Raw genomic sequence first — 21,640 nt, forward strand, 5'->3', positions numbered from 1 at the left:
GCACAGGTTTATTTTTCCAAACTAAACCAAAGTACTCACCTTTATATACACAACACAGCCTTGGGCTATTTTAACGAGCACAAGTAGGTAATAACTTAATCGTATTGGTATGTTACCCAATTAATTACCTGTTCATTTTTAATGATTACAATGAAAAAGTAGCTCACTTAATTAATCAAATTACTATGATAACCACCATGAAATTTCACCGCTACTAGCATACCTTTTTGGTACGTAGCATCAATTCAAAAATAGAATTTGATATAACCATTATCAAGCTAAGTAAATGGCTAAATTTTACGCATAAAAAAAGGCGGTTATAACCGCCTTTTTTTAAATTAACGACAGTTACTCTGGAGTATCGTCATTATTAAGTGTTGGCTCCTCGCCTTCGCTCTCTGTATCAATATCAGTTTCAGGCGTGTTTACTTGCTCACCCTCTATGACTTGAGTTGGCACTAGCTCACCATCTTCGTTTTCTTCAAATACTTCAACTTCTGCTATTTCATCGATACGTTGTAAGGCCACAACATGTTCACCTTCAATGGTACGAATGATACGAACACCTTGAGTATTACGACCAATAACACTAACTTCACTAACACGAGTACGCACTAGGGTACCATTATCTGTGATCAGCATGATTTCGTCTTGTTCTTCAACTTGCACCGCGCCAACAACCGGGCCGTTGCGTTCGCTGACTTTAATTGAAACAACACCTTTAGTTGCACGACTCTTCGCAGGATACTCATCTAATGCCGTACGCTTACCGTAGCCATTTTCAGTAATGGTCATGATTGGACCATCATTGGTAGGTACAATTAAAGAAACGACTTTTTGTTCACCCTCTAACTTAATACCACGAACACCAGTACCTGTACGACCAATAGGTTTTAATGCCCATTGCTCTAGACCTGTTTCAGGATCGATTTTTATTTCGCCTGTTTCACTGTCACGTCTTTTTTCATTAAAACGAACCACTTTACCTGCGTCAGAAAACAACATGATGTCGTTAGTTCCGTCAGTAATGGCAACGCCAATGAGAGTATCATCATCACGTAAATTCAGTGCAATAATACCATTAGCACGTTGATTTTTATAAGCGGTCAAAGCGGTTTTCTTCACCGTACCTGACGCTGTTGCCATAATAATGTATTTATCTTCTTCGTATTCGCGTACGGGTAAAATAGCCGTAATATGTTCACCTTTATCAAGCGGTAAAATATTAACGATTGGACGACCACGAGCGGTACGGCTTGCTAATGGTAATTGGTATACTTTTAACCAATAGAGTTTACCGCGGTCAGAGAAACATAAAATCGTGTCATGTGTGTTGGCAATCAGTAAGCGTTCAATGAAGTCTTCTTCTTTCATTTTCGTTGCTGCTTTACCTTTACCGCCACGACGCTGCGCCTGATAATCACTTAATATTTGATACTTAACATAACCTTCATGAGAAAGCGTTACCACCACATCTTCTTCGGTGATCAAATCTTCCATAGATAAGTCATGTGAGGCATTCGTAATTTCAGTGCGACGTTCGTCACCAAACTCATCACGAATCGCTTCAAGCTCTTCCCGAATAACTTCCATTAAGCGAGTAGGTGTTGCCAAGATATAAAGTAATTCAGCGATTACGTCTAATAATACCTTATACTCGCTTAAGATTTTCTCGTGTTCTAAGCCAGTTAACTTATGTAAACGTAAGTCAAGTATCGCCTGTGCTTGTGGTGGCGTTAAAAAATATTGTCCATCACGAATACCAAACTCTTCTTCAACCCACTCTGGACGTGCAGCATCATCACCGGCAGCAGCTAACATGTCAGCCACAAGACCTAAATCCCAGCCACAGGCTAATAATTGCTCTTTCGCTTCGCCTGGTGTTGGTGAGTTTTTAATTAATGCGATAATTGGGTCGATGTTAGAAAGTGCAATCGACAAACCTTCCAGTAAATGCGCGCGTTCTCGTGCTTTGCGCAACTCAAAAATAGTTCTGCGTGTTACCACTTCACGACGATGTAAAACAAAGGCATCAATCATTTCACGCAGGTTAAATAGTTTAGGTTGACCGTTGGTCAAAGCCACCATATTTAAACCAAATGAAACTTGCATTTGAGTAAGCTTATATAAGTTATTTAAGATAACTTCACCCACTTCACCGCGTTTCACTTCTATCACCATACGCATGCCATCTTTATCAGACTCATCACGTAGAGCAGAAATACCTTCTAAACGTTTTTCTTTCACCAAGTCAGCCATTTTTTCAATCAAACGGGCCTTGTTAACTTGGTAAGGTAATTCGTAGACAACAATGGTTTCTTTACCCGACTTCTCATCAACTTCGATTCTAGCTCGAGCACGAATTTTAATTTTACCACGGCCAGTAAGATAAGCTTCTTGAATACCCGCTCGACCGCTAATAATACCCGCTGTTGGAAAGTCTGGACCGGGAATATATTCTAATAATTCTTCAAAGCTAATATCGTCATTTTCTATAACAGCTAAACAGCCATTAATAACTTCAGTTAAGTTATGAGGAGGAATATTAGTTGCCATACCTACTGCGATACCTGAGGTACCATTGACAAGTAAGTTAGGAATGCGCGTTGGCATTACCGCTGGTATCATTTCTGTACCATCGTAGTTGGCAACGTAATCAACAGTTTCCTTGTCTAAATCAGCCAAAATAGAATGGGCGATTTTCGACATTCTAATTTCGGTATAACGCATAGCCGCTGCTGAATCACCGTCAACAGAACCAAAGTTACCTTGGCCATCAACAAGCATATAGCGTAATGAAAATGACTGCGCCATTCGAACAATAGTGTCATAAACAGCAGTATCACCATGTGGGTGATACTTACCGATAACATCACCAACAACACGTGCTGATTTTTTATACGGCTTGTTAAAGTCGTTACCCAACACGTTCATCGCAAAAAGTACGCGACGATGCACTGGCTTTAAGCCATCACGCACATCTGGTAATGCACGACCTACAATTACACTCATCGCGTAATCTAAATAGGAGCTTTTTAGCTCGTCCTCAATATTGACAGGAGCAATATTATTCGCCAAATCGGTCATAAATTGATGGTATCCCTTAACGTAAATCTAATTCAGAAAATTTCGAAATTATTATATTTATAATTAACACAGCATACTAGCATAAATTTTTGTCATGCCCTACCGCTTTGTATTGCTTAATCTTACTGTTAAAAACGGTAAAGTTTCAAGTAAATGCTCGATATTAACCACAACAATAATATGGAGTTGATTTTAGAGGTGTTTATTAGCTAAATTCAAGCGCCCATACTTAGAGATATTAGCGCTTATTAGTGTTTTAAACATATCTCATATTCAAGCGCTTATTTTACCATCATTATAACCTATATACCTACAACCTGAGTGTGAAAAAACAAAGTAATACGCTACGAGCAATGACATGGCAAACAGAAAACATCTCCATTTTTTCTATTGATTTAAGGTCAATCAACTTTCACACTAGGCTTGTAGTAATTATTGCTTTAGAATCGACGATATTAAAAGACCAACAACAATGGTAGTTATGTCTAATCCTTTAAACGTTAATCCAGACGAAATCGCTAAATTTGAACAAGTGGCTAGCCAATGGTGGGAACTTGATGGTGATTTTAAGCCTCTACACCAAATTAACCCTTTGCGCCGACAGTTTATTTGCCAGCATGTTGGTGATATTTTTGCAAAAAAAATTATTGATGTCGGCTGTGGTGGTGGTATTTTAGCAGAAAGCCTTGCGCAACTTGGTGCAGATGTTACTGGCATTGATATGGGACAAGCGCCCTTAAATGTTGCCAAACTACATGCTTTAGAAGCCGGTGTTAGTGTCGACTATCAAAAAATAACCGCCGAAGAAAAAGCCCAACAACAACCACAACACTACGATGTTGTTACTTGTATGGAAATGCTCGAACATGTGCCTGATCCCGAATCTATTATAAAGGCCTGTGCTCAAATGGTGAAACCCGGTGGCTTTGTTTTTTTCTCTACCTTAAATAAGTCATTAAAAGCATATTTATTAGCGATAGTCGCAGCAGAGAAAATTTTGAAACTTGTACCTAATGGCACTCATGACCACAAGAGTTTTATTCGCCCATCAACATTAATAGCATGGGCTGAGTCGTATGAGCTAAAATGCATCGATGCAGCTGGTATTCACTATAACCCTTTGACTGAAAATCATAAGTTAACCTCATCACTTGATGTGAATTATATTCTTTGCTGTCAACGCGTTTAGCCGTGCTAGCTTAATGCTGAAACAGCCACTTGAGATAGAATGGGTGCAAATTAACGCGTTAATAGAATTTTATTTTCGCCGCAACCCCGCTGATAAAAATAACTATAACGAAATAGAGCGATATTATGTCAACTCCACATCATGCAACTGTGCAACTTGCCAGCGTACTTTTTGATTTAGACGGCACACTGTTAGATACCGCTGATGATTTAGGCGCGGCATTAAACCATGTTTTAAGCCATTACAATAAGCCAACTGTCGCCGCAAAAGATTATCGCCCTATTGCTTCAGACGGTGCTTTAGGATTGCTAAAACTTGGTTTTGGCTCAGCCATTAAACAATATGACTATGAAGTTTTGCGTCAAAAATTTCTTAATTACTATCAAGAAAATATTGCTGAGCATACCTGCCTTTATCCAGGCGTTGCTCAATTATTGAAAAAATTAGAAACCAACAATATACCTTGGGGTATTATCACCAACAAGCCTGAGGGCTTAACAAAACTGCTTTTACCTTATTACCCTGAATTTGCAAACTGTGCTGTTATGGTCGGTGGTGACACCTTAACTAAACGAAAACCTGATCCTGAGCCAATATTGCACGCTTGTCAGCAAATTAATGTTGATAATAAACAGTGTTTTTATGTTGGTGATGCGCTGCGTGATATCCAAGCCGGTAATAGCGCCGAGATGACTACGTTTGTGGCTAAATGGGGATACATTCTTCAAAACGAAAATTGTCAAACTTGGCAAGCAGATCATATCGTCGCTACACCATTAGACCTACTAAGCTTTATTAACTAATACTAAATTATTAACCGATACTGAATCATAAGCTGCACTAGTCTGTTAGCTTAGAGCTGCTTTACTTTGTTTATTACATTAAGCGATCAACCCGTTTTACTGACAGTAAATCTAGCTCAATGCCAAATTAGTATGAATATTAAAAACAGCACACTTTCGTGGCTAATCCCTCTTCTTACTCACTATCGTTTTAATAATAGCATCAAAATATCATCTATTAGCGTTGATAAAACAATCACTCGTCAATTAATGCGTCCAAGAATCAACCAAAAACATAAACCATTGAATATTAAGACTTATTATTTTAATGCTACCTTTGGTTATATAAACTCTAAAAAATAACTTAAAATAATTTAGCGCTAAAAAAAAATAAAAATAACCGTTGCGTTTTAGAAAAATCAAAATTGAAAAGAGCTACTAAGTTAGTTATTACTAACAGAACTTTCACGGTAAAAAAAGCAACCAATATTCGACAACTTTTGTTCTTGCAATATCACGTAAACCGCACTATCTTGTGATTAGTTTCGTAAAAACCCCAAGATATAGTGCATTTTTCATTCAAAGACATTTTGAATGAAATACAATTTACCTTGTGTAATATCATCTTGAGGCAATTAACATTATATCCATCTATTTTGGATGTTTATAACAACAAACAGATTTACAGGTACTGCATGACTAACAAACTTTTTGTCACAAAACGCAATGGTTCAAAAGAACTCATCGATTTAGAAAAAATCCATAAAGTAATTGCTTGGGCTGCTGAAGACCTAGACAATGTCTCGGTCTCTCAAGTAGAACTGAAGTCTCATATTCAGTTCTATGATGGTATTAAAACGTCTGACATTCATGAAACTATTATTAAAGCAGCGGCTGATTTGATATCAGAAGAAACACCTGATTATCAATATTTATCAGCGCGCTTAGCTATATTCCATTTGCGCAAAAAAGCCTACGGCCAGTTTGAGCCACCTGAGCTTTACCCACATGTCGTAAGATTGGTAGAGGCAGGTAAATACGATCAGCATTTATTAATTGATTACACTGCTGACGAATTTGAACAGTTAGAAAGCTTTATGGACCACGGCCGTGATTTAAATTTTAGTTACGCAGCAGTAAAACAGTTAGAAGGTAAATACCTAGTACAAAACCGTGTCACCGGTGAAATTTATGAAAGTGCACAATTTCTTTATATTTTAGTCGCGGCTTGTTTATTCGCTAAATATCCAAAAGAAACACGCTTAGATTATGTTAAAGGTTTTTATGATGCTATCTCTACCTTTAAGATTTCGTTGCCAACACCTATTATGGCTGGTGTACGTACACCCACTCGTCAATTCTCATCCTGTGTATTGATTGAGTGTGGCGATAGTCTAGATTCAATCAATGCAACCTCAAGTTCCATTGTTAAGTATGTTTCTCAACGTGCTGGTATTGGTATCAATGCCGGTCGTATTCGTGCATTAGGTAGTACTATTCGTAATGGCGAGGCATTTCATACCGGTTGTATCCCATTTTATAAGCACTTTCAAACCGCAGTGAAAAGCTGTTCACAAGGTGGTGTTCGTGGTGGTGCAGCGACCCTGTTCTATCCACTTTGGCATTTAGAAGTTGAAAGCTTACTCGTACTTAAAAATAACCGTGGTGTTGAAGAAAACCGAGTGCGTCATCTAGATTATGGCGTACAATTTAATAAATTGATGTACCAACGTTTGATCAAAGGCCAATCTATTACTTTATTTAGCCCAAGTGATGTGCCTGGTTTATACGATGCATTCTTTGAAGATCAAGAAAAATTTGAAGCGCTTTATGTTCAATACGAAGCTGATGATTCAATTCGTAAAAAATGTATTAAAGCGATAGAACTATTCACTTTATTTGCTCAAGAACGCGCTAGTACAGGTCGTATTTATTTACAAAACGTTGATCACTGTAATACGCATTCTCCATTTGACCCCACTGTGGCACCGATTCGTCAAAGTAATTTATGCCTAGAAATTGCCTTGCCAACTAAGCCAATGGAAGATGTTAATGATCCCAATGGTGAAATTGCCCTATGTACATTATCAGCTTTTAATTTAGGTGCTATTAAAAGCCTTGACGAATTTGATGGTCTAGCTGACTTAGCGGTACGTGCTTTAGATAGCTTATTAGATTATCAAGATTACCCTGTGCCGGCAGCACATACCGCCACGATGGGGCGTCGTACATTAGGTATAGGTGTTATTAACTACGCTTATTACTTAGCAAAAAATGGGGTTTACTACTCAAACGGTAGTGCCAATAACTTAACTCACCGTACTTTTGAAGCCATTCAATACTACTTGCTAAAAGCGTCAAATCAGCTAGCTATTGAACAAGGTGCTTGTCCTAAGTTTAATGAAACGCGTTTATCTCAAGGTATATTGCCTATCGATACTTACAAAAAAGAAATCGATAATGTTACCGCTGAACCCTTACATTTAGACTGGGAGTCGTTGCGCGCTAGTATTAAAGAACATGGCGTTAGAAACTCAACCGTATCAGCGTTAATGCCGTCAGAAACCTCATCACAAATATCTAATGCAACTAATGGTATTGAACCACCTCGTGGTTTAATCAGTATTAAAGCAAGTAAAGATGGTGTTTTAAAGCAAGTTGTACCTGAATATGAAAAATTAAAAGATAATTATGAACTTCTTTGGAACATTCCAAGTAATGAAGGTTATCTACAACTAGTTGGCATTATGCAAAAGTTTATCGATCAAACTATTTCAGCAAATACCAACTACGACCCTTCTCGTTTTGAAGGTGGCAAAGTGCCAATTAAACAAGTATTAAAAGATATTTTAACCGCCTATAAGCTTGGTGTTAAGACTATGTATTATCACAACACACGTGATGGTGCTGACGACAACCTTATAGAAGCTGAAGACGATTGTGCCGGCGGCGCATGTAAGATATAAAGCACCACCAGAGGAGAACACCTGGTTTTCCTCTTTTTTTGCCAATTTATATATCTGGCATAAAAACTAATAAAAATTAGCTTAATTACTATTAAAAGATGAAATATCGCGCCTCAAACGGCGCTATTTCTAGGAGATTATAAATGTCGTACACTACGTTTAACCAAACAGCTAACAATGCTTTGTTAGAGCCAATGTTTTTGGGAAACAGTGTTAATATTGCACGATACGATCAACAACGTTTTATGGCGTTTGAAAAACTGATCGAAAAACAATTATCCTTTTTTTGGCGTCCAGAAGAAATTGACGTATCAAAAGACCGGGCCGATTGGCAGAGTCTAACGGACTCTGAAAAACATATTTTTATATCTAATTTAAAATATCAAACGCTACTCGATTCAATAACGGCACGTTCAGTTAACACGATATTATTGCCACTAGTTTCATTGCCTGAAGTCGAAACATGGATTGAGACATGGGCTTTTAGTGAAACTATTCATTCTCGCTCATACACTCACATTTTACGTAATTTATTTACTGACCCTAGTGAAGTGTTTGACGACATCATGGTGAATCCGTCAATTTTAAAGCGTGCTACCAGCATCGCAAAGTATTTTGACTCCGTTATTATCACCACACAATTATTACAGTCGCAAGGACCAGGTAATTATCAGGTCGAGGGTAAAACCCTCGAGGTTAGTGAACGTAAATTGAAAGAGCGACTATTTCTAGCTATTTGTTCAGTAAATGCCTTAGAAGCTATTCGTTTTTATATTAGTTTTGCTTGTTCTTTCGCCTTTGCAGAACGTGAGTTACTTGAAGGTAATGCAAAAATCATTAAACTTATTGCCCGCGACGAAGCACTGCATTTAACGGGTACACAACATATTCTTAATAACTGGATGTCAGGTAGAGACGACCCTGAAATGCAAGAAATATCTAAAACCTTGCGTGAAGAAGGTAAAGAGATTTTCATGGATGTGGTCGAACAAGAAAAAGAATGGGCTGATTATCTATTTAAAGATGGCTCAATGATTGGTCTTAACGCTGCTATCTTAAAGCAATACATTGAATATATTAGTAATCAACGTTTAAGTGCCATTGGCTTTGATGCACCATTTGATATAAAAAGTAACCCATTACCTTGGATGAATTCCTATTTAGTGAGTGACAATGTACAAGTAGCGCCACAAGAAACTGAAATTTCTAGCTACTTAGTTGGACAAGTTGACTCATCAGTATCAAGTGATGATTTTGACGACTTCGATTTATAGTATTGATGGCTTTTAATATTACCGTCGAGGGACGTAAGATAATGTTCCTCGATGAAGACAAAAATATTCTCAATGCTTTAGAAAGAAAAAATATTGATTCACAATTTCATTGCCGAGATGGCTTTTGTGGCACTTGTCGTTGTTTGTTAAAAAAAGGCACGGTTGAGTACGCTCAATTCCCCTTGGCTTTTATCGGTGACAATGAAATTCTCACCTGTTGTTCAACGCCTACCAGCGATATAGAGCTAGATATACACGGTTAAGTTTCGCCGTTGCGAGCTTAAAGTTTTATGATAGTCAAACTTGGCGTTATGGTATAACAACGCCAAGTTTGATTTTGAACGTTATAGTTAACCTTTTGAGTACAATATTTTTCATCGTCCTCTTGAGTAGAAATTCGCTATGATTGGTGAATATCCTCAACATATTATTGAACATCAAATTGATTAAATCATAAGCTAAATAAAGGTTTAGCTCTTTTCGTTAAACAGAGCCTTGTCTAAGCCAAGTATTGAAAAGTCTAATATACCTAGCTACCAAGCCATTTTCTATCAAACCAACGCCCTCATCTAAATCGGTAGTAATACCCCCACTCCGTTGGGTTATATTTACTTAACAACAATAGTGCCGTTATACATTTTCATCTGACAATGAAAGGCATATTCACCTTTTTTCATCGCGGGTAATTGTACTGCAAATGCTTTATTTAACGGTAAATCTGCACTAACTTCTAAATCAGGAAATAGCACAGTTGCCGCACAAGGACTCGCATCTTTGCGAATAAATGTAATGACCAGTGGTTTGTCTTCAAGCAATGAAATATGTGCTGGTTGATAAATTCCGTCTTCAATCACTACCCTTATTTCACTTTTATATTGTTCATCACTCACTTGAGTTGATGGTGCTTTGTATAACCAAAACCACCAAATAATTAACACAATTAACCCTAAGCCCACTAAATTGATTATTAACATATTGCTCTCCTTAACTTAATGATCTTGTGGTTTAAAAAAGCGTAAACGGTTAGCATTGCTGACCACAGTTAATGATGAAAATGCCATGGCAGCGCCAGCAATAACTGGACTCAGTAACAAGCCAAAAAATGGGTATAAAATGCCCGCGGCAAAAGGTATACCCGCCGCATTGTAGATAAAGGCACCTAAAAGGTTTTGTTTGATATTACGCAGTGTCGCTTTACTCACGGCTATCGCATCCGCAAGGCCATGTAATGAACCTCTCATCAAGGTGATGTCTGCGCTTTCTATCGCCACATCGGTTCCGGTACCGATAGCAAATCCAACATTGGCCAATGCCAATGCGGGGGCGTCATTAATACCGTCTCCTGTCATGCCAACAATTTCACCTTGAGCTTGAAGCTCTGCAACTTTGTTTGATTTTTCTTCTGGTAATACTTCAGCGAATACTTCGGTAATACCCACTTCTTTCGCCACTGCATTAGCTGTCACTTTGTTGTCACCCGTGAGCATAACGACACGGATACCATTAGCCTGAAGCCTATTTATCGCTTCAACAGAGTCTTGCTTAATGGGATCAGATACCGCGATAATGGCGGCGAGTTTGTTATCAATCGCTAAATACATAGGTGTTTTAGCTTCATCGGCAAGCTTTTGTGCTTTAGCAACCACCTCATTTAACACGACATTGTTTTTCAACATCAACGTCTGATTGCCAAAGAGTAATCGCTGACCGTGGTATGTTGCTGTTACGCCATGACCTGCAATGGCTTGAAAATCAGCAGTACTTTCAAGTTCAATATTTTGCTCAATGGCCGAGTCAACAATGGCTTGTGCCAGTGGATGTTCAGAGCCACGCTCTATACCCGCGGCTACAGTTAAAATATATTGTTCTGTGTAACTTTCATCAACAACAATAATATCCGTGACTTTTGGCGCACCCTCGGTGATTGTGCCGGTCTTATCCAAAATCATAGTGGTAATTTTTGAAGCGGCTTGCAAGGCTTCACCATTACGTATCAAAACCCCGGCTTCAGCGGCTTTACCTACGCCAACCATTACCGACATCGGTGTGGCTAAGCCAAGAGCACAAGGGCAAGCAATGATCAAAACCGTTGTTGCTGAAACTACGGCAAAGGCTAATGTCGGCTCAGGACCAAAGTTAAGCCAGACTAGCGCGCTGACGATGGCAATAATCATCACTACCGGCACAAAGTAAGCCGAAATAACGTCAGCTAAACGGCCAATGGGCGGTTTAGAGTTTTGTGCCCTTTTAACCATCTTAATAATTTGTGCTAATGCCGTGTCTTTACCCACTCGCGTTGCTTTAAATAAAATTGAACCAGTTTTATTCAAAGTACCAGCAACGATGGTATCGCCTGTAGCTTTTTCAACCGGCATCGGCTCACCTGTTAACATCGACTCATCAATTGAGCTGTGTCCTTGCGTTACAATGCCATCGACTGGAATTTTCTCTCCTGGTCTTACTCGTACAATGTCATTGAGCAAAACTAGCTCGATAGCGATATCTATTTCTTTCTCGTCACGCACAACACGCGCGGTTTTAGCTTGTAAACCAATTAAGCGTTTTATCGCTTCACTCGTTCTGCCTCTTGCTTTGACTTCAAGCGCTAAGCCTAGGTTAATTAAGCCAATAATCATGGCTGTCGCTTCAAAATAAACATGCCTTGCCATTTCTGGTAATGCCATAGGAAAGAAAACAACGACCATGGAATAGATCCAGGCGGTGCCTGTTCCTAGCGCAATTAAGGTATCCATATTAGCGCTGTGATTTACCAATGATTTCCACGCACCTATATAAAAATGTTTACCTGCAAAGTACATAATGCCAGCGCATAAAACACCAATAAATAACCAAACACCGCGCTCTAGCGATGTTTCAACGGTCATAGGACCACCAAAAATACTGTAAATCATCAGGGGTACACCTAGGCCAAGAGCAATCCAAACCTGCCTTATTAAGCGGGTATAGTATTTTCGATCGGCAAGCTCTTTTTCATCTAATAAGTCATTATCACTACGATCACTGGCACTTTTCGCGTTATAACCTATGGTTTCAATCGCTTTTATCAGCACGTTGGGGCCAACGTTTCCAACGATAGAGACTGTGCGCAAAGCAAAGTTCATTTCTGCACTGTCTACACCATTAATATTTTTTAACGCGGTTTCAATTTTACTAACGCAGCTTGCACAGCCTGCGCCTTCAATAATCAGCTCTTGGGTATTTTGATTGCCCGTACTGCCGGTTAATTTATTCATTATGACCTCCTTGGTGCGTGTTATCTGCACTTTTAATCAGGTGACAGACATATCGCCAGTGGGTGTTTTATCTGCTTTGTCTTGCCAATCGTTAATGGCCTTGCTTAATTTTTCACATAACATCATCTTACTAATAGACAGGCCTATGTCCCTTATCAGCTGCAATTAACATACTGTTGATCTCGGCCACTGAAAAATTTAATTGCTTAACACTTAACACTTAACACTTAACATAAGTTTAAGTCTATTGTAGGCACTTTTACCATACATTTTGTAGCCCTTATTAGGATTTTTCGGACAGTAATAAACGTCATTTTGGTGTAATGACGCGCCGTATCGGGTGTTGTGTTAATCGCATTAGCTAATTCAATTACTGTCATGACATGACATGACTACTCTTTTAAATAAGGCAAAAAATATGTTTTTAATCACATTAACTCACTTTACACCTATGTCTAAGACACAGGTCAAATAAAATATATCTTTATCCGTTAGATAACCACAATAGCGCTTAATTAAGCGCTACTTTTAATGCAAGCTAGTGGTTTGATTACTCTCGACCTTATCACCTTGGTCAGTTGATAAAAAAACAATTATTCGTACTAACAGCGCCAATAATCTATATATTTTCTTGCTTATTTTTAATTAGATCAGTTAGTGCGACCAATGGATATGAACAATTTTCCATTTTCCAGCTGCTTTTAAAAGCACCATGGTTTCCATACCTTCGCTATTAATATCTTTCCCTTGAAACTGACCAGTTGATTTGCTTCTCGACATAGAATAAGCAATATTACCGATAACTTTGATTTGATGATCTATGACTTCGGTATTAATTTCTGCCAAGTATTTCATATCCGCAAGCATATGATGTTCCGCATATTCATCTGCGGATTTTTCTACACCGCCACCTTCAAAAATCGTCACCTTATTCGCCAATAAGGCTCTGGCTGTTACTCTGTCGCCTGATTTCAGTGCTTGATGAAATTGTGTAACAGTTTTTCCCGCTTCAGTGGCGACTATTGAATTTTTGGCGACAATTTTAGCTGTATTTTTGTCATTACTATGTGCAAGTAAGTTAAAACTCACTGTTGCTAACAAAAGTAAAGTGACCATTAATATACTGTGAATTACTTTCATATTTTTCTCTTTATAATTATTAGGGTTATCTTTTATTCTATAGCTGTAAGTATTTGATATTGTTCAGGTGTTAAGCTTGGCAGGCGTTTTATAAAAGCCACCATTGCCCAGATACGCTGATCGTCATGAGTTTTACCCCAAGCCGGCATTCCTGAGGCTTTAATGCCGTGCTTAATAACCCAGAAATTATTACGATCAGCTTGCGTGTCATCACCATATTTATCACTATCATCGTTATAATCAGAAACCGCTAAATTAGGGGGTGCGGGATATAAGCCTAAGCTCATATCACTTTCACTTTGTCCGGGCTTTAAATGACAACTAGCGCACATAAACCCATAGTCAACGCCACCAGATAACAATAGTCCAGGGTCGGTTAAATCTGGCACTTTAATATTTTCAGTCGCTTTTGATATAGCGTTTTCTCTCGTTGTTTCCAAAAGCCAGTAGACTAAATCACTGTGAGGTTCATCGGCAGCTACATCGACATTACCTGAATAAATAATTGTCGCCGTCGTTCCAAGGCCTAACGCCATAAGAATCAAGAGCCATTTAAGCATTTTCATCCTCTTTCCTTCGTCAATAAAAAATCACTTAGCCAATACCTTTGTGCTAAGTGATTTTGTAAATTTAATTAGTGATTATTGTCGTCAGCTTTTTTCTGCTTTTTTTCATCCATCGTTTTCATTTTGCTGTGGTCCATTTTCATATCCATTTTACTATGGTCCATATTGTCATTTGATTTTTCAGCTTGTTTCATGCACTTGTTCATCATGGCGATAGCGACCGGATCCTTCATATCCATCTTGCTATGATCCATTTTGCTACAATCAGCTTTTTTAGCCTTTTTTGCATGCAAACTGGGATCATGTGCTGTAGCTGTCATTGATAAAGAAATGCTAGGTATTAATACCAAAGCGATTTTACTGATTGTTTTAATTAAGCTTTTTTTCATTTTTTACTCCTGGGTTAGTGATTAAATATTTAACGTTTTCTAAATAAATTCATTCAGTGCCGTATGATTGCCATTAAGGTTCTGCGTTATTTATCAACTTATATCTCTAGGCTTTTGACTCGGTAAGCTTTATTGATGATGAACGCCATAAATAAAACAATGCTGGCAATACTAGCAAAGTTAATAACACGGCACTCATCATGCCGCCAACCATTGGTGCTGCGATGCGGCTCATCACTTCAGACCCGGTACCTGTGCCATATAAAATCGGTAATAAGCCAACAATAATCGCTGCTGCCGTCATCATCACCGGACGAACACGCATACCGGCACCGTGCAGCACGGCTTGTAATACATCTTCTTTTGTCGTCACCATATCTTTTGAGTGGTGCTCATCAAGCATGGTTTGATACGCCTGATTTAAATACACCAGCATAATAACGCCAATTTCTACCGCTACCCCTGCCAGCGCAATAAAACCAACACCAACCGCCACTGAGAAGTTAAAGCCTTCTAAATATATCAACCATATGCTGCCCACCATGGCTAATGGTAAAGTGCCCATGATCATCGCCACCTCAATCACGTTACGAAAGTTAAGATAAAGTAAAATAACAATAATAAATAAGGTTAATGGCACCACATAAGCCAACTTCGCCTTGGCTCGCTGCATATATTCATATTGCCCTGCCCAGGTCACTGAGTAGCCAGCAGGCAGTACTAATTTATCTGTGACGACTTTCTTGGCCACTTCAACATAAGTGCCGACATCAACACCATCAATATCAACAAAAGCCCAACCGTTTAAGCGAGCATTTTCAGACTTAATACCCGGAGGGCCATCTTCGATATAAATATTGGCCACATCACCTAATGCTATATGTTGACCCTTTGGCGTAACAATAGGTAGCAATGATAGCTGTTCAGGGGAGTCACGATAGTCTTGTGGGTAACGCACATTGACCGGATAACGCTCTAAACGCTCAACGGTGTGAGTAACATTCATGCCACCAACAGCGGTGGCTACTACTTGTTGAATTTCAGCGATATTCAAACCATATTGTGCGGCTTTGGCGCGCTGAATATCAACTTTTATATATCGACCACCCGCAACACGTTCTGAATAAACCGATGTGGTACCAGGTACGTCTTTTAATATCAGCTCTAATTGTTTGCCAATATCCTGAATCGTCAGTAAATCAGGTCCCGCTATTTTTATCCCAACCGGGGTTTTAATACCTGTTGCTAGCATATCAATGCGGGTTTTAATCGGCATAACCCAAGCATTAGTTACCCCAGGTAGTTGAATTAGCGCATCAAGTTCTTTTTTCAAACTTTCAGTTGTTACCCCTTCACGCCATTGATCATCCGGCTTAAACTGAATAAAGCTCTCTATCATGGTTAATGGCGCGGGATCGGTTGCGGTTTCAGCACGACCTACTTTACCGAATACGGTTTTTACTTCGGGTACCGTTTTAATCAGCTTGTCGGTCTGTTGCAGAAGTTGTCGAGCCTGACCTATCGAAATACCTGGATAAGTGGTGGGCATGTACATCAAATCACCTTCATCAAGCGGTGGTATAAACTCACTACCGATTTTATCCAGTGGATAGATACCAACCGCAAGCACAGCTAATGCAGCCACTAGTGTCATTTTTGGAAAACGTAAAACAGTTTTCAAGGCCGGCATATAGATAAAGGTCAGAAATTTATTCACTGGATTTTTATGCTCAGGTAGTACTTTACCTCGAATAAAATAGCCCATTAATACTGGTACTAATGTAATAGCCAAGGCCGCAGATGCCGCCATAGCATAAGTTTTGGTAAATGCTAGCGGGGCAAACATACGCCCTTCTTGTGCTTCTAGGGTAAACACTGGCACAAAACTCACGGTAATAATTAATAAACTAAAGAATAATGCTGGCCCTACTTCACTGGCTGATTCAGTCACTATTTGCCAGCGGTTTTCTTTCGTTAGTGGGGTTTTTTCCATGTGCTTATGCATGTTTTCAATCATGACGATAGCGCCATCAATCATGGCGCCAATGGCAATAGCAATACCACCTAATGACATAATATTTGCGTTAAGTCCTTGCAAGTGCATGATGATAAAGGCGGTTAAAATACCCACAGGTAAACTAATAATCGCCACTAAAGAAGAGCGCACATGGAATAAGAAAATAACGCAAACTAAAGCAACTATGCCAAACTCTTCCAATAACTTAGAGGCCAAATTATCGACTGCTCGTTCTATCAATGCAGACCGGTCATATACCGGTACTATTTCTACGCCATCAGGTAAGCCTTTTTTAAGCTGTTCAAGCTTGGCTTTTACGCGGTTAATCACTTGCTGAGCATTTTCACCAAAGCGCATCACAACAATACCGCCAACCACTTCACCTTCACCATTAAGTTCAGCAACACTTCGGCGCATTTGTGGGCCAGTACCAATATCTGCAACATCTTTTAACAGTAACGGCGTACCATTTTGGTTAACCCCTAGCGGGATATTTTCAAGATCTTCAACACTTTTTATATAGCCTGTGGTTCTGACCATATACTCGGCTTCAGCCATTTCTACCACTGAAGCCCCTATCTCCTGATTACCTTGTTTAATGGCGGTTTGAATAAGTGACAGCGGTATACCAAAGGCGCGTAATTTATCAGGACTCACCTGGACTTGATATTGCTTAACCATACCGCCAAGCGCCGAAACTTCTGATACCCCAGGCACGGTTTGTAATTCAAACTTTAAAAACCAATCTTGTATACTGCGTAATTGACTTAAATCATGTTGGCCTGTTTTATCAGTAAGTGCATACAAGTATACCCAGCCAACGCCTGTTGCATCCGGACCCAATTGAGGCCGTGCATCAGCAGGTAGATCGGGAGCAACTTGACTTAAATACTCAAGTACCCTGGATCTTGCCCAATAAAGGTCGGTATCTTCATCGAAAATAACGTAAACATATGAATCACCAAAAAATGAGTAACCTCGCACGGTAACCGCACCCGGCACTGATAACATGGCGGTGGTCATGGGGTAGGTGACCTGATCTTCAACCACTTGTGGTGCTTGGCCAGGGTAGCTTGTTTTTATTATAACTTGCACATCAGATAGATCAGGTAGTGCATCAATCGGGGTTTTACTGACAGAATACAATCCAACTGCCACCAGTAATAATGTTGCTAGCAGGACAAAAAATCGATTACCAATAGACCAGCGAATAATAGCAGTGATCATGATTATGCTCCTTTGTCGTTAGCAGCATTTTTCATTACAGCATCAGGTTTAGGCATTGTCATCGCACTGACAATAATAAAATTACCCTCGCGTATTTCAAAGGTGAACATGACATAGGCATTATTTGAAAATAAGGCTATATCCACATTATCATCCACAATAAAATCAACTCTGTCTGCTGCACGGCCCCATTTCACAATAGCTTCACGGTCAATAGTGACCATCCGGTGATCAACCATTAGGTTAACCACTGTACCGTTAACCATTGCTGAAGAAACTGTGTCAGCGGCAACGCTGCCATTGTTATGACTCATATCCATTTCGCTTGGTTTGTCTTGGACAGAATCTTCTTGGTCAGAGCCTGCTTGGTCAGATTCATGATGCATGCGTTTAAAATCAGATGATTTGCTTGATTCTGAATCTAATAAAAATTGCGCTGAGCTAACCACTTTTTCACCAGCATCCAGTCCGCTAAGTATTTCAACATTGTTGCGGTCATATCGACCTACAGTGACGGCAATCGATTTAAAGCTACCTTCACCCAAAGCTAGCACTACTCTATCTTGCATACCCGTTCTAATCAGAGCTTCTTGCGGAATTAACAACGCTTGTTCATCACTGGTAGAATGAATAACAACCTGTGCAAACATATTTGGCTTAAACTCAGCTTCTTCATTACTAAAACTTGAGCGTATTTTCACTGTGCGTGTTTTCGCATCGAGCGTTGGATAGATATAATCTACTTGCCCTTGCCATGTTCTACCCGGTAAATAATCTAATGTCATCGTGACCCGTGCACCGACTTTAACTTGGTTGGCTTGTCGTTCAAAAACTTCTGCTTCAAGCCACACTTGTGACAAATCAGCAATTGACAATAAAGTAGTCCCTGGCTTAACAAAGAAACCTTCACGTATATTTAGTGTTTTAACCACCCCATCTTGTGGCGCATAAAAAGTTATTTTTTGCTGAACTTGCTTGGTTTTTTTCAGTTTTATAATCGCCGACTGAGGTAACTGCAATGCCATTAATCTATTTTCAGCTGCGGTGATTAAGCGACTATTTTTCCGCTCTAATGCCAGTAACAACTCCTCTTGAGCATTGACTAACTCAGGAGAGTAAATATCGTAAAGGGCTTGATGCTGCTTAACAGGATCACCTACCGCCTTAACATAGAGTTTTTCTATCCAGCCTTGAACACGCGGATGAATATGAACGATTTTGCTTTCATCAAAAGTAATATACCCCATGGTATTTATTTCGCTGTGCAATGAACTAAAGTTTGCAATAGCAGTTCTTACACCTAAGTTATTCACCACATCAGAAGAAATACGAATGGTGCCAGCACCAGCATCAGGCCCTTTACCATCATCGTCATAAACTGGCACTAAATCCATGCCCATAGGTGATTTACCTGGCTTATCTTTCATATAATTTGCATCCATCGGAGCCACCCAATAAAGCGGTTTTTTCTCAGCTGTTTTAGCGCTAGTAGCTTGCTCATTTTTCGCAGGAGTTATAAAACTATAAACAGCAAAAGTGAGAATTGAACCGATAACCATGCCAATAATGATGGTTTTACTATTATTGTTGACGATATTTTTGCTCATTATTTTTGTCCCGAATTAACAACAATTTGCTTGTTATTGGTTAAATTGCTTTTGTTATGGTTGTTTGCTGTCTTGAGACTGCCGATAAAAAGGTAATTAAGCTCTAAGCCTATTTTCTGTTCTTCTACGTTCAGTGTTAGCAGGTCTATTTCAGTATTTAGCACGGCAATGCGTGAGCGAACAACTTCAGAAAAGTCACCATCGTCGTTGGTATAAGCAGATAAAGAGGCTGCTGCTTGATCATGTATTTGAGGGAGTAACTTAAATTGATAAAGCATTTGTCGCTCTTTTAAACGTAATAACCTGCCCTTGGCACTTGAGTAAGCGCCCAATAATTGTCTGAATAATAAAATTTTGTCCGTCTTCACCGCTTCTGTTGCAGAGACCGCTGATTGCAATGCTTTATCTTGTCGATTATGAGTAAAAATTGGCAGATCAAACGTTACACCAACAGAGAATAAATCAGCTCGGCTGCTGCCCATAGCATCGTCTGTGCGATATCCATAGCTTGCGTTTACGCCCCATTCAGGTTGGTATTTTTGCTGCGCTAACTTAATACCTGTTTTAGTCGCCTGAATGTTTTTTTCTAACGCCATAACCGCAGGATGATTTGAAAAATATCGGATTAACGCGCTTGGTTCAAGCCAGGTTTCTTTAACGACTAACGCACGGTTAATTAACTCTATTTCAGGCAGTTCTTGACTCAGCACTAACTGATGTAAAGCAAAGTCAGAGGCTAATAATACCGCTTCACCGGCACTATTTTCGTTAGAAAACTGACTCAACCATTGAGTTAGCATACCGACAAAACCATTTTTCTGTTGTGTCAATTGCGCTAACCTATCTTCTAAACGTGTTAGCTCTAATTGTGCTCGCACAATATCTTGTTGACGAGTTTTACCTAACGCCGACGAATAGCTTGCTGTTGCTACATCCGCTAACTGTTCGAACAACGACCTATTCTTTTCTATTAACGCTATGGTTTGTTGCACTCGATAGGCGTCTAACCATAAACTTCCTACCGTAACCGCTACTTTTGATGCTCGGTCTTTTCTTTGATAGGGAAACGCTTCACTTTGTGTTTTTAGTTGTTGGCTTTTAATCGCTAACGTATCGCCACGAGGAAACATTTGAACAATACCCACTTTGGCCTGTGTCATGCCTTCTTGAGCAAAATCAAAACCGTTAGTCGGCAAGTTTGCCAAACCGATCGACACCTTGGGGTCGGGTAATGTATTTGCCGCCGTACTCATTAATTCAATGGCCTGTTGTTTATGCTTATTGCCGGTTAACCAAGGGTCACTTTTTTGAGCTATTTCAATAGCTTTTTTAAAGGACAAAGCCTTACTATCAGCCAGCACGGGTAACTGGGCAGCACTAACAATAACAACAGAAAAAGCTAAAATCCCTGCGCTAAACTTGAGACCAAACTTACTGCGCTGGTTGATTTTATTCATTAGAATTGTTCCTTATACGATTGAACATGAGCATAAACTTCACTCGTACCATCTGACTTCAAAAGCAAAATTTGATACGGCTGAAACTTGTCATCAACTTCCATACCTGGCGAACCTACAGGCATAGCAGGTACCGACAAGCCGATAACATCAACGGCCTGTGTCGCTTGCATAAATTGTTGGATGAATTTTGCTGGCACATGCCCTTCAAAGACATAACCATTGGTTGAAATTGCGGTATGACAAGAGCGATATCTGGGCGCTATGCCTTTTTCATTTTTAATGACTGAAAAATCATCATTACTGTAAACTTTTGATTCAAAGCCATTATCATTGATGTGACTAAGCCATTTTTTACAACAACCACAGTTTGGACTTTTATAAACATCTAAGGCAATAGATTGCGCCTTGAGCTTTTCAGTTTTAGCCGCAACACTTGTATCTGTTGTAGTAGCAAGAGCAGTTTTATCTGAACAGCTCGCCAGCGTACAGACTAGAACCAAGGTAGTGATAAGGTTTAACGTAAATTTATTTGCAAACATAACCGCCCCAATAGGGATATTAATGAATATTTTTAATTAATTAGGTTATTTTTGATGAGGTTAGAAATACTTATACCAACACGAAATCAAAAAGCCTAATACAGACATCGTTATAAATGCACCAAATTTTAGGCACATTTATG

15 protein-coding genes are annotated in these 21,640 nt (G+C 39.3%); 5 read left to right on the forward strand and 10 right to left on the reverse strand.

What is annotated here, in order from left to right; all coding sequences use genetic code 11:
• Positions 1-348 precede the first annotated feature (348 nt).
• Positions 349-3,087, reverse strand: a complete 2,739-nt coding sequence (gyrA, locus tag H4J46_RS05705) for a DNA topoisomerase (ATP-hydrolyzing) subunit A (protein ID WP_182232577.1) — start codon at positions 3,085-3,087, stop codon at positions 349-351.
• 481 nt (positions 3,088-3,568) lie between these two features.
• On the opposite strand from gyrA, the gene ubiG reads away from it, so the two are divergent.
• From ubiG to yfaE, 5 genes are all read left to right on the forward strand, one after another.
• On the forward strand, positions 3,569-4,276 hold the full coding sequence (gene ubiG / locus H4J46_RS05710) for a bifunctional 2-polyprenyl-6-hydroxyphenol methylase/3-demethylubiquinol 3-O-methyltransferase UbiG (protein WP_182232578.1): 708 nt from the start codon (positions 3,569-3,571) through the stop codon (positions 4,274-4,276).
• Between the two features lie 125 nt (positions 4,277-4,401).
• Positions 4,402-5,079 carry an HAD family hydrolase gene (locus H4J46_RS05715; protein ID WP_182232579.1) on the forward strand — a complete coding sequence of 226 codons (678 nt, stop codon included), beginning with the start codon at positions 4,402-4,404 and terminating at the stop codon, positions 5,077-5,079.
• Positions 5,080-5,753: 674 nt separating this feature from the next.
• Positions 5,754-8,024 (forward strand): class 1a ribonucleoside-diphosphate reductase subunit alpha, encoded by a 2,271-nt coding sequence (gene nrdA / locus H4J46_RS05720; RefSeq protein WP_182232580.1) that lies wholly within the window; start codon positions 5,754-5,756, stop codon positions 8,022-8,024.
• Between the two features lie 143 nt (positions 8,025-8,167).
• Positions 8,168-9,298 carry a class Ia ribonucleoside-diphosphate reductase subunit beta gene (nrdB, locus tag H4J46_RS05725; protein ID WP_182232581.1) on the forward strand — a complete coding sequence of 377 codons (1,131 nt, stop codon included), beginning with the start codon at positions 8,168-8,170 and terminating at the stop codon, positions 9,296-9,298.
• 5 nt (positions 9,299-9,303) lie between these two features.
• Positions 9,304-9,561 carry a class I ribonucleotide reductase maintenance protein YfaE gene (yfaE, locus tag H4J46_RS05730; protein ID WP_182232582.1) on the forward strand — a complete coding sequence of 86 codons (258 nt, stop codon included), beginning with the start codon at positions 9,304-9,306 and terminating at the stop codon, positions 9,559-9,561.
• A 345-nt stretch (positions 9,562-9,906) separates the two neighbouring features.
• Here yfaE and H4J46_RS05735 read toward each other — a convergent pair whose 3' ends face one another.
• From H4J46_RS05735 to H4J46_RS05775, 9 genes are all read right to left on the reverse strand, one after another.
• The gene (locus tag H4J46_RS05735; RefSeq protein WP_182232583.1) at positions 9,907-10,272 is read right to left on the reverse strand and encodes a cupredoxin domain-containing protein; all 366 of its coding nucleotides are present in this window, start codon (positions 10,270-10,272) and stop codon (positions 9,907-9,909) included.
• 15 nt (positions 10,273-10,287) lie between these two features.
• Positions 10,288-12,552 carry a heavy metal translocating P-type ATPase gene (locus H4J46_RS05740; RefSeq protein ID WP_182232584.1) on the reverse strand — a complete coding sequence of 755 codons (2,265 nt, stop codon included), beginning with the start codon at positions 12,550-12,552 and terminating at the stop codon, positions 10,288-10,290.
• Between the two features lie 654 nt (positions 12,553-13,206).
• Positions 13,207-13,692 carry a DUF4440 domain-containing protein gene (locus H4J46_RS05745; protein ID WP_182232585.1) on the reverse strand — a complete coding sequence of 162 codons (486 nt, stop codon included), beginning with the start codon at positions 13,690-13,692 and terminating at the stop codon, positions 13,207-13,209.
• A gap of 32 nt (positions 13,693-13,724) precedes the next feature.
• Positions 13,725-14,258 (reverse strand): cytochrome c, encoded by a 534-nt coding sequence (locus H4J46_RS05750; RefSeq protein WP_182232586.1) that lies wholly within the window; start codon positions 14,256-14,258, stop codon positions 13,725-13,727.
• A gap of 68 nt (positions 14,259-14,326) precedes the next feature.
• A complete protein-coding gene (locus tag H4J46_RS05755) occupies positions 14,327-14,647 on the reverse strand; it encodes a hypothetical protein (protein ID WP_182232587.1) in 321 nt (106 codons plus the stop codon).
• A gap of 106 nt (positions 14,648-14,753) precedes the next feature.
• Entirely contained in the window at positions 14,754-17,891 is a 3,138-nt protein-coding gene (locus H4J46_RS05760) for an efflux RND transporter permease subunit (protein WP_182232588.1), read from the reverse strand.
• Positions 17,892-17,893: 2 nt separating this feature from the next.
• On the reverse strand, positions 17,894-19,498 hold the full coding sequence (locus H4J46_RS05765; RefSeq protein ID WP_182232589.1) for an efflux RND transporter periplasmic adaptor subunit: 1,605 nt from the start codon (positions 19,496-19,498) through the stop codon (positions 17,894-17,896).
• Positions 19,498-20,955 carry a TolC family protein gene (locus H4J46_RS05770; protein ID WP_182232590.1) on the reverse strand — a complete coding sequence of 486 codons (1,458 nt, stop codon included), beginning with the start codon at positions 20,953-20,955 and terminating at the stop codon, positions 19,498-19,500. Before H4J46_RS05770 ends, H4J46_RS05765 begins: the two co-directional genes overlap by 1 nt.
• Positions 20,955-21,497, reverse strand: coding sequence for a DUF411 domain-containing protein (locus tag H4J46_RS05775; RefSeq protein ID WP_182232591.1), 543 nt, complete (start codon positions 21,495-21,497; stop codon positions 20,955-20,957). Before H4J46_RS05775 ends, H4J46_RS05770 begins: the two co-directional genes overlap by 1 nt.
• Between the last annotated feature and the right edge of the window lie 143 nt (positions 21,498-21,640).

It is taken from the genome of Colwellia sp. MB02u-6, from assembly GCF_014077095.1.
In the GTDB taxonomy this organism is placed as follows: Bacteria; Pseudomonadota; Gammaproteobacteria; order Enterobacterales; family Alteromonadaceae; genus Cognaticolwellia.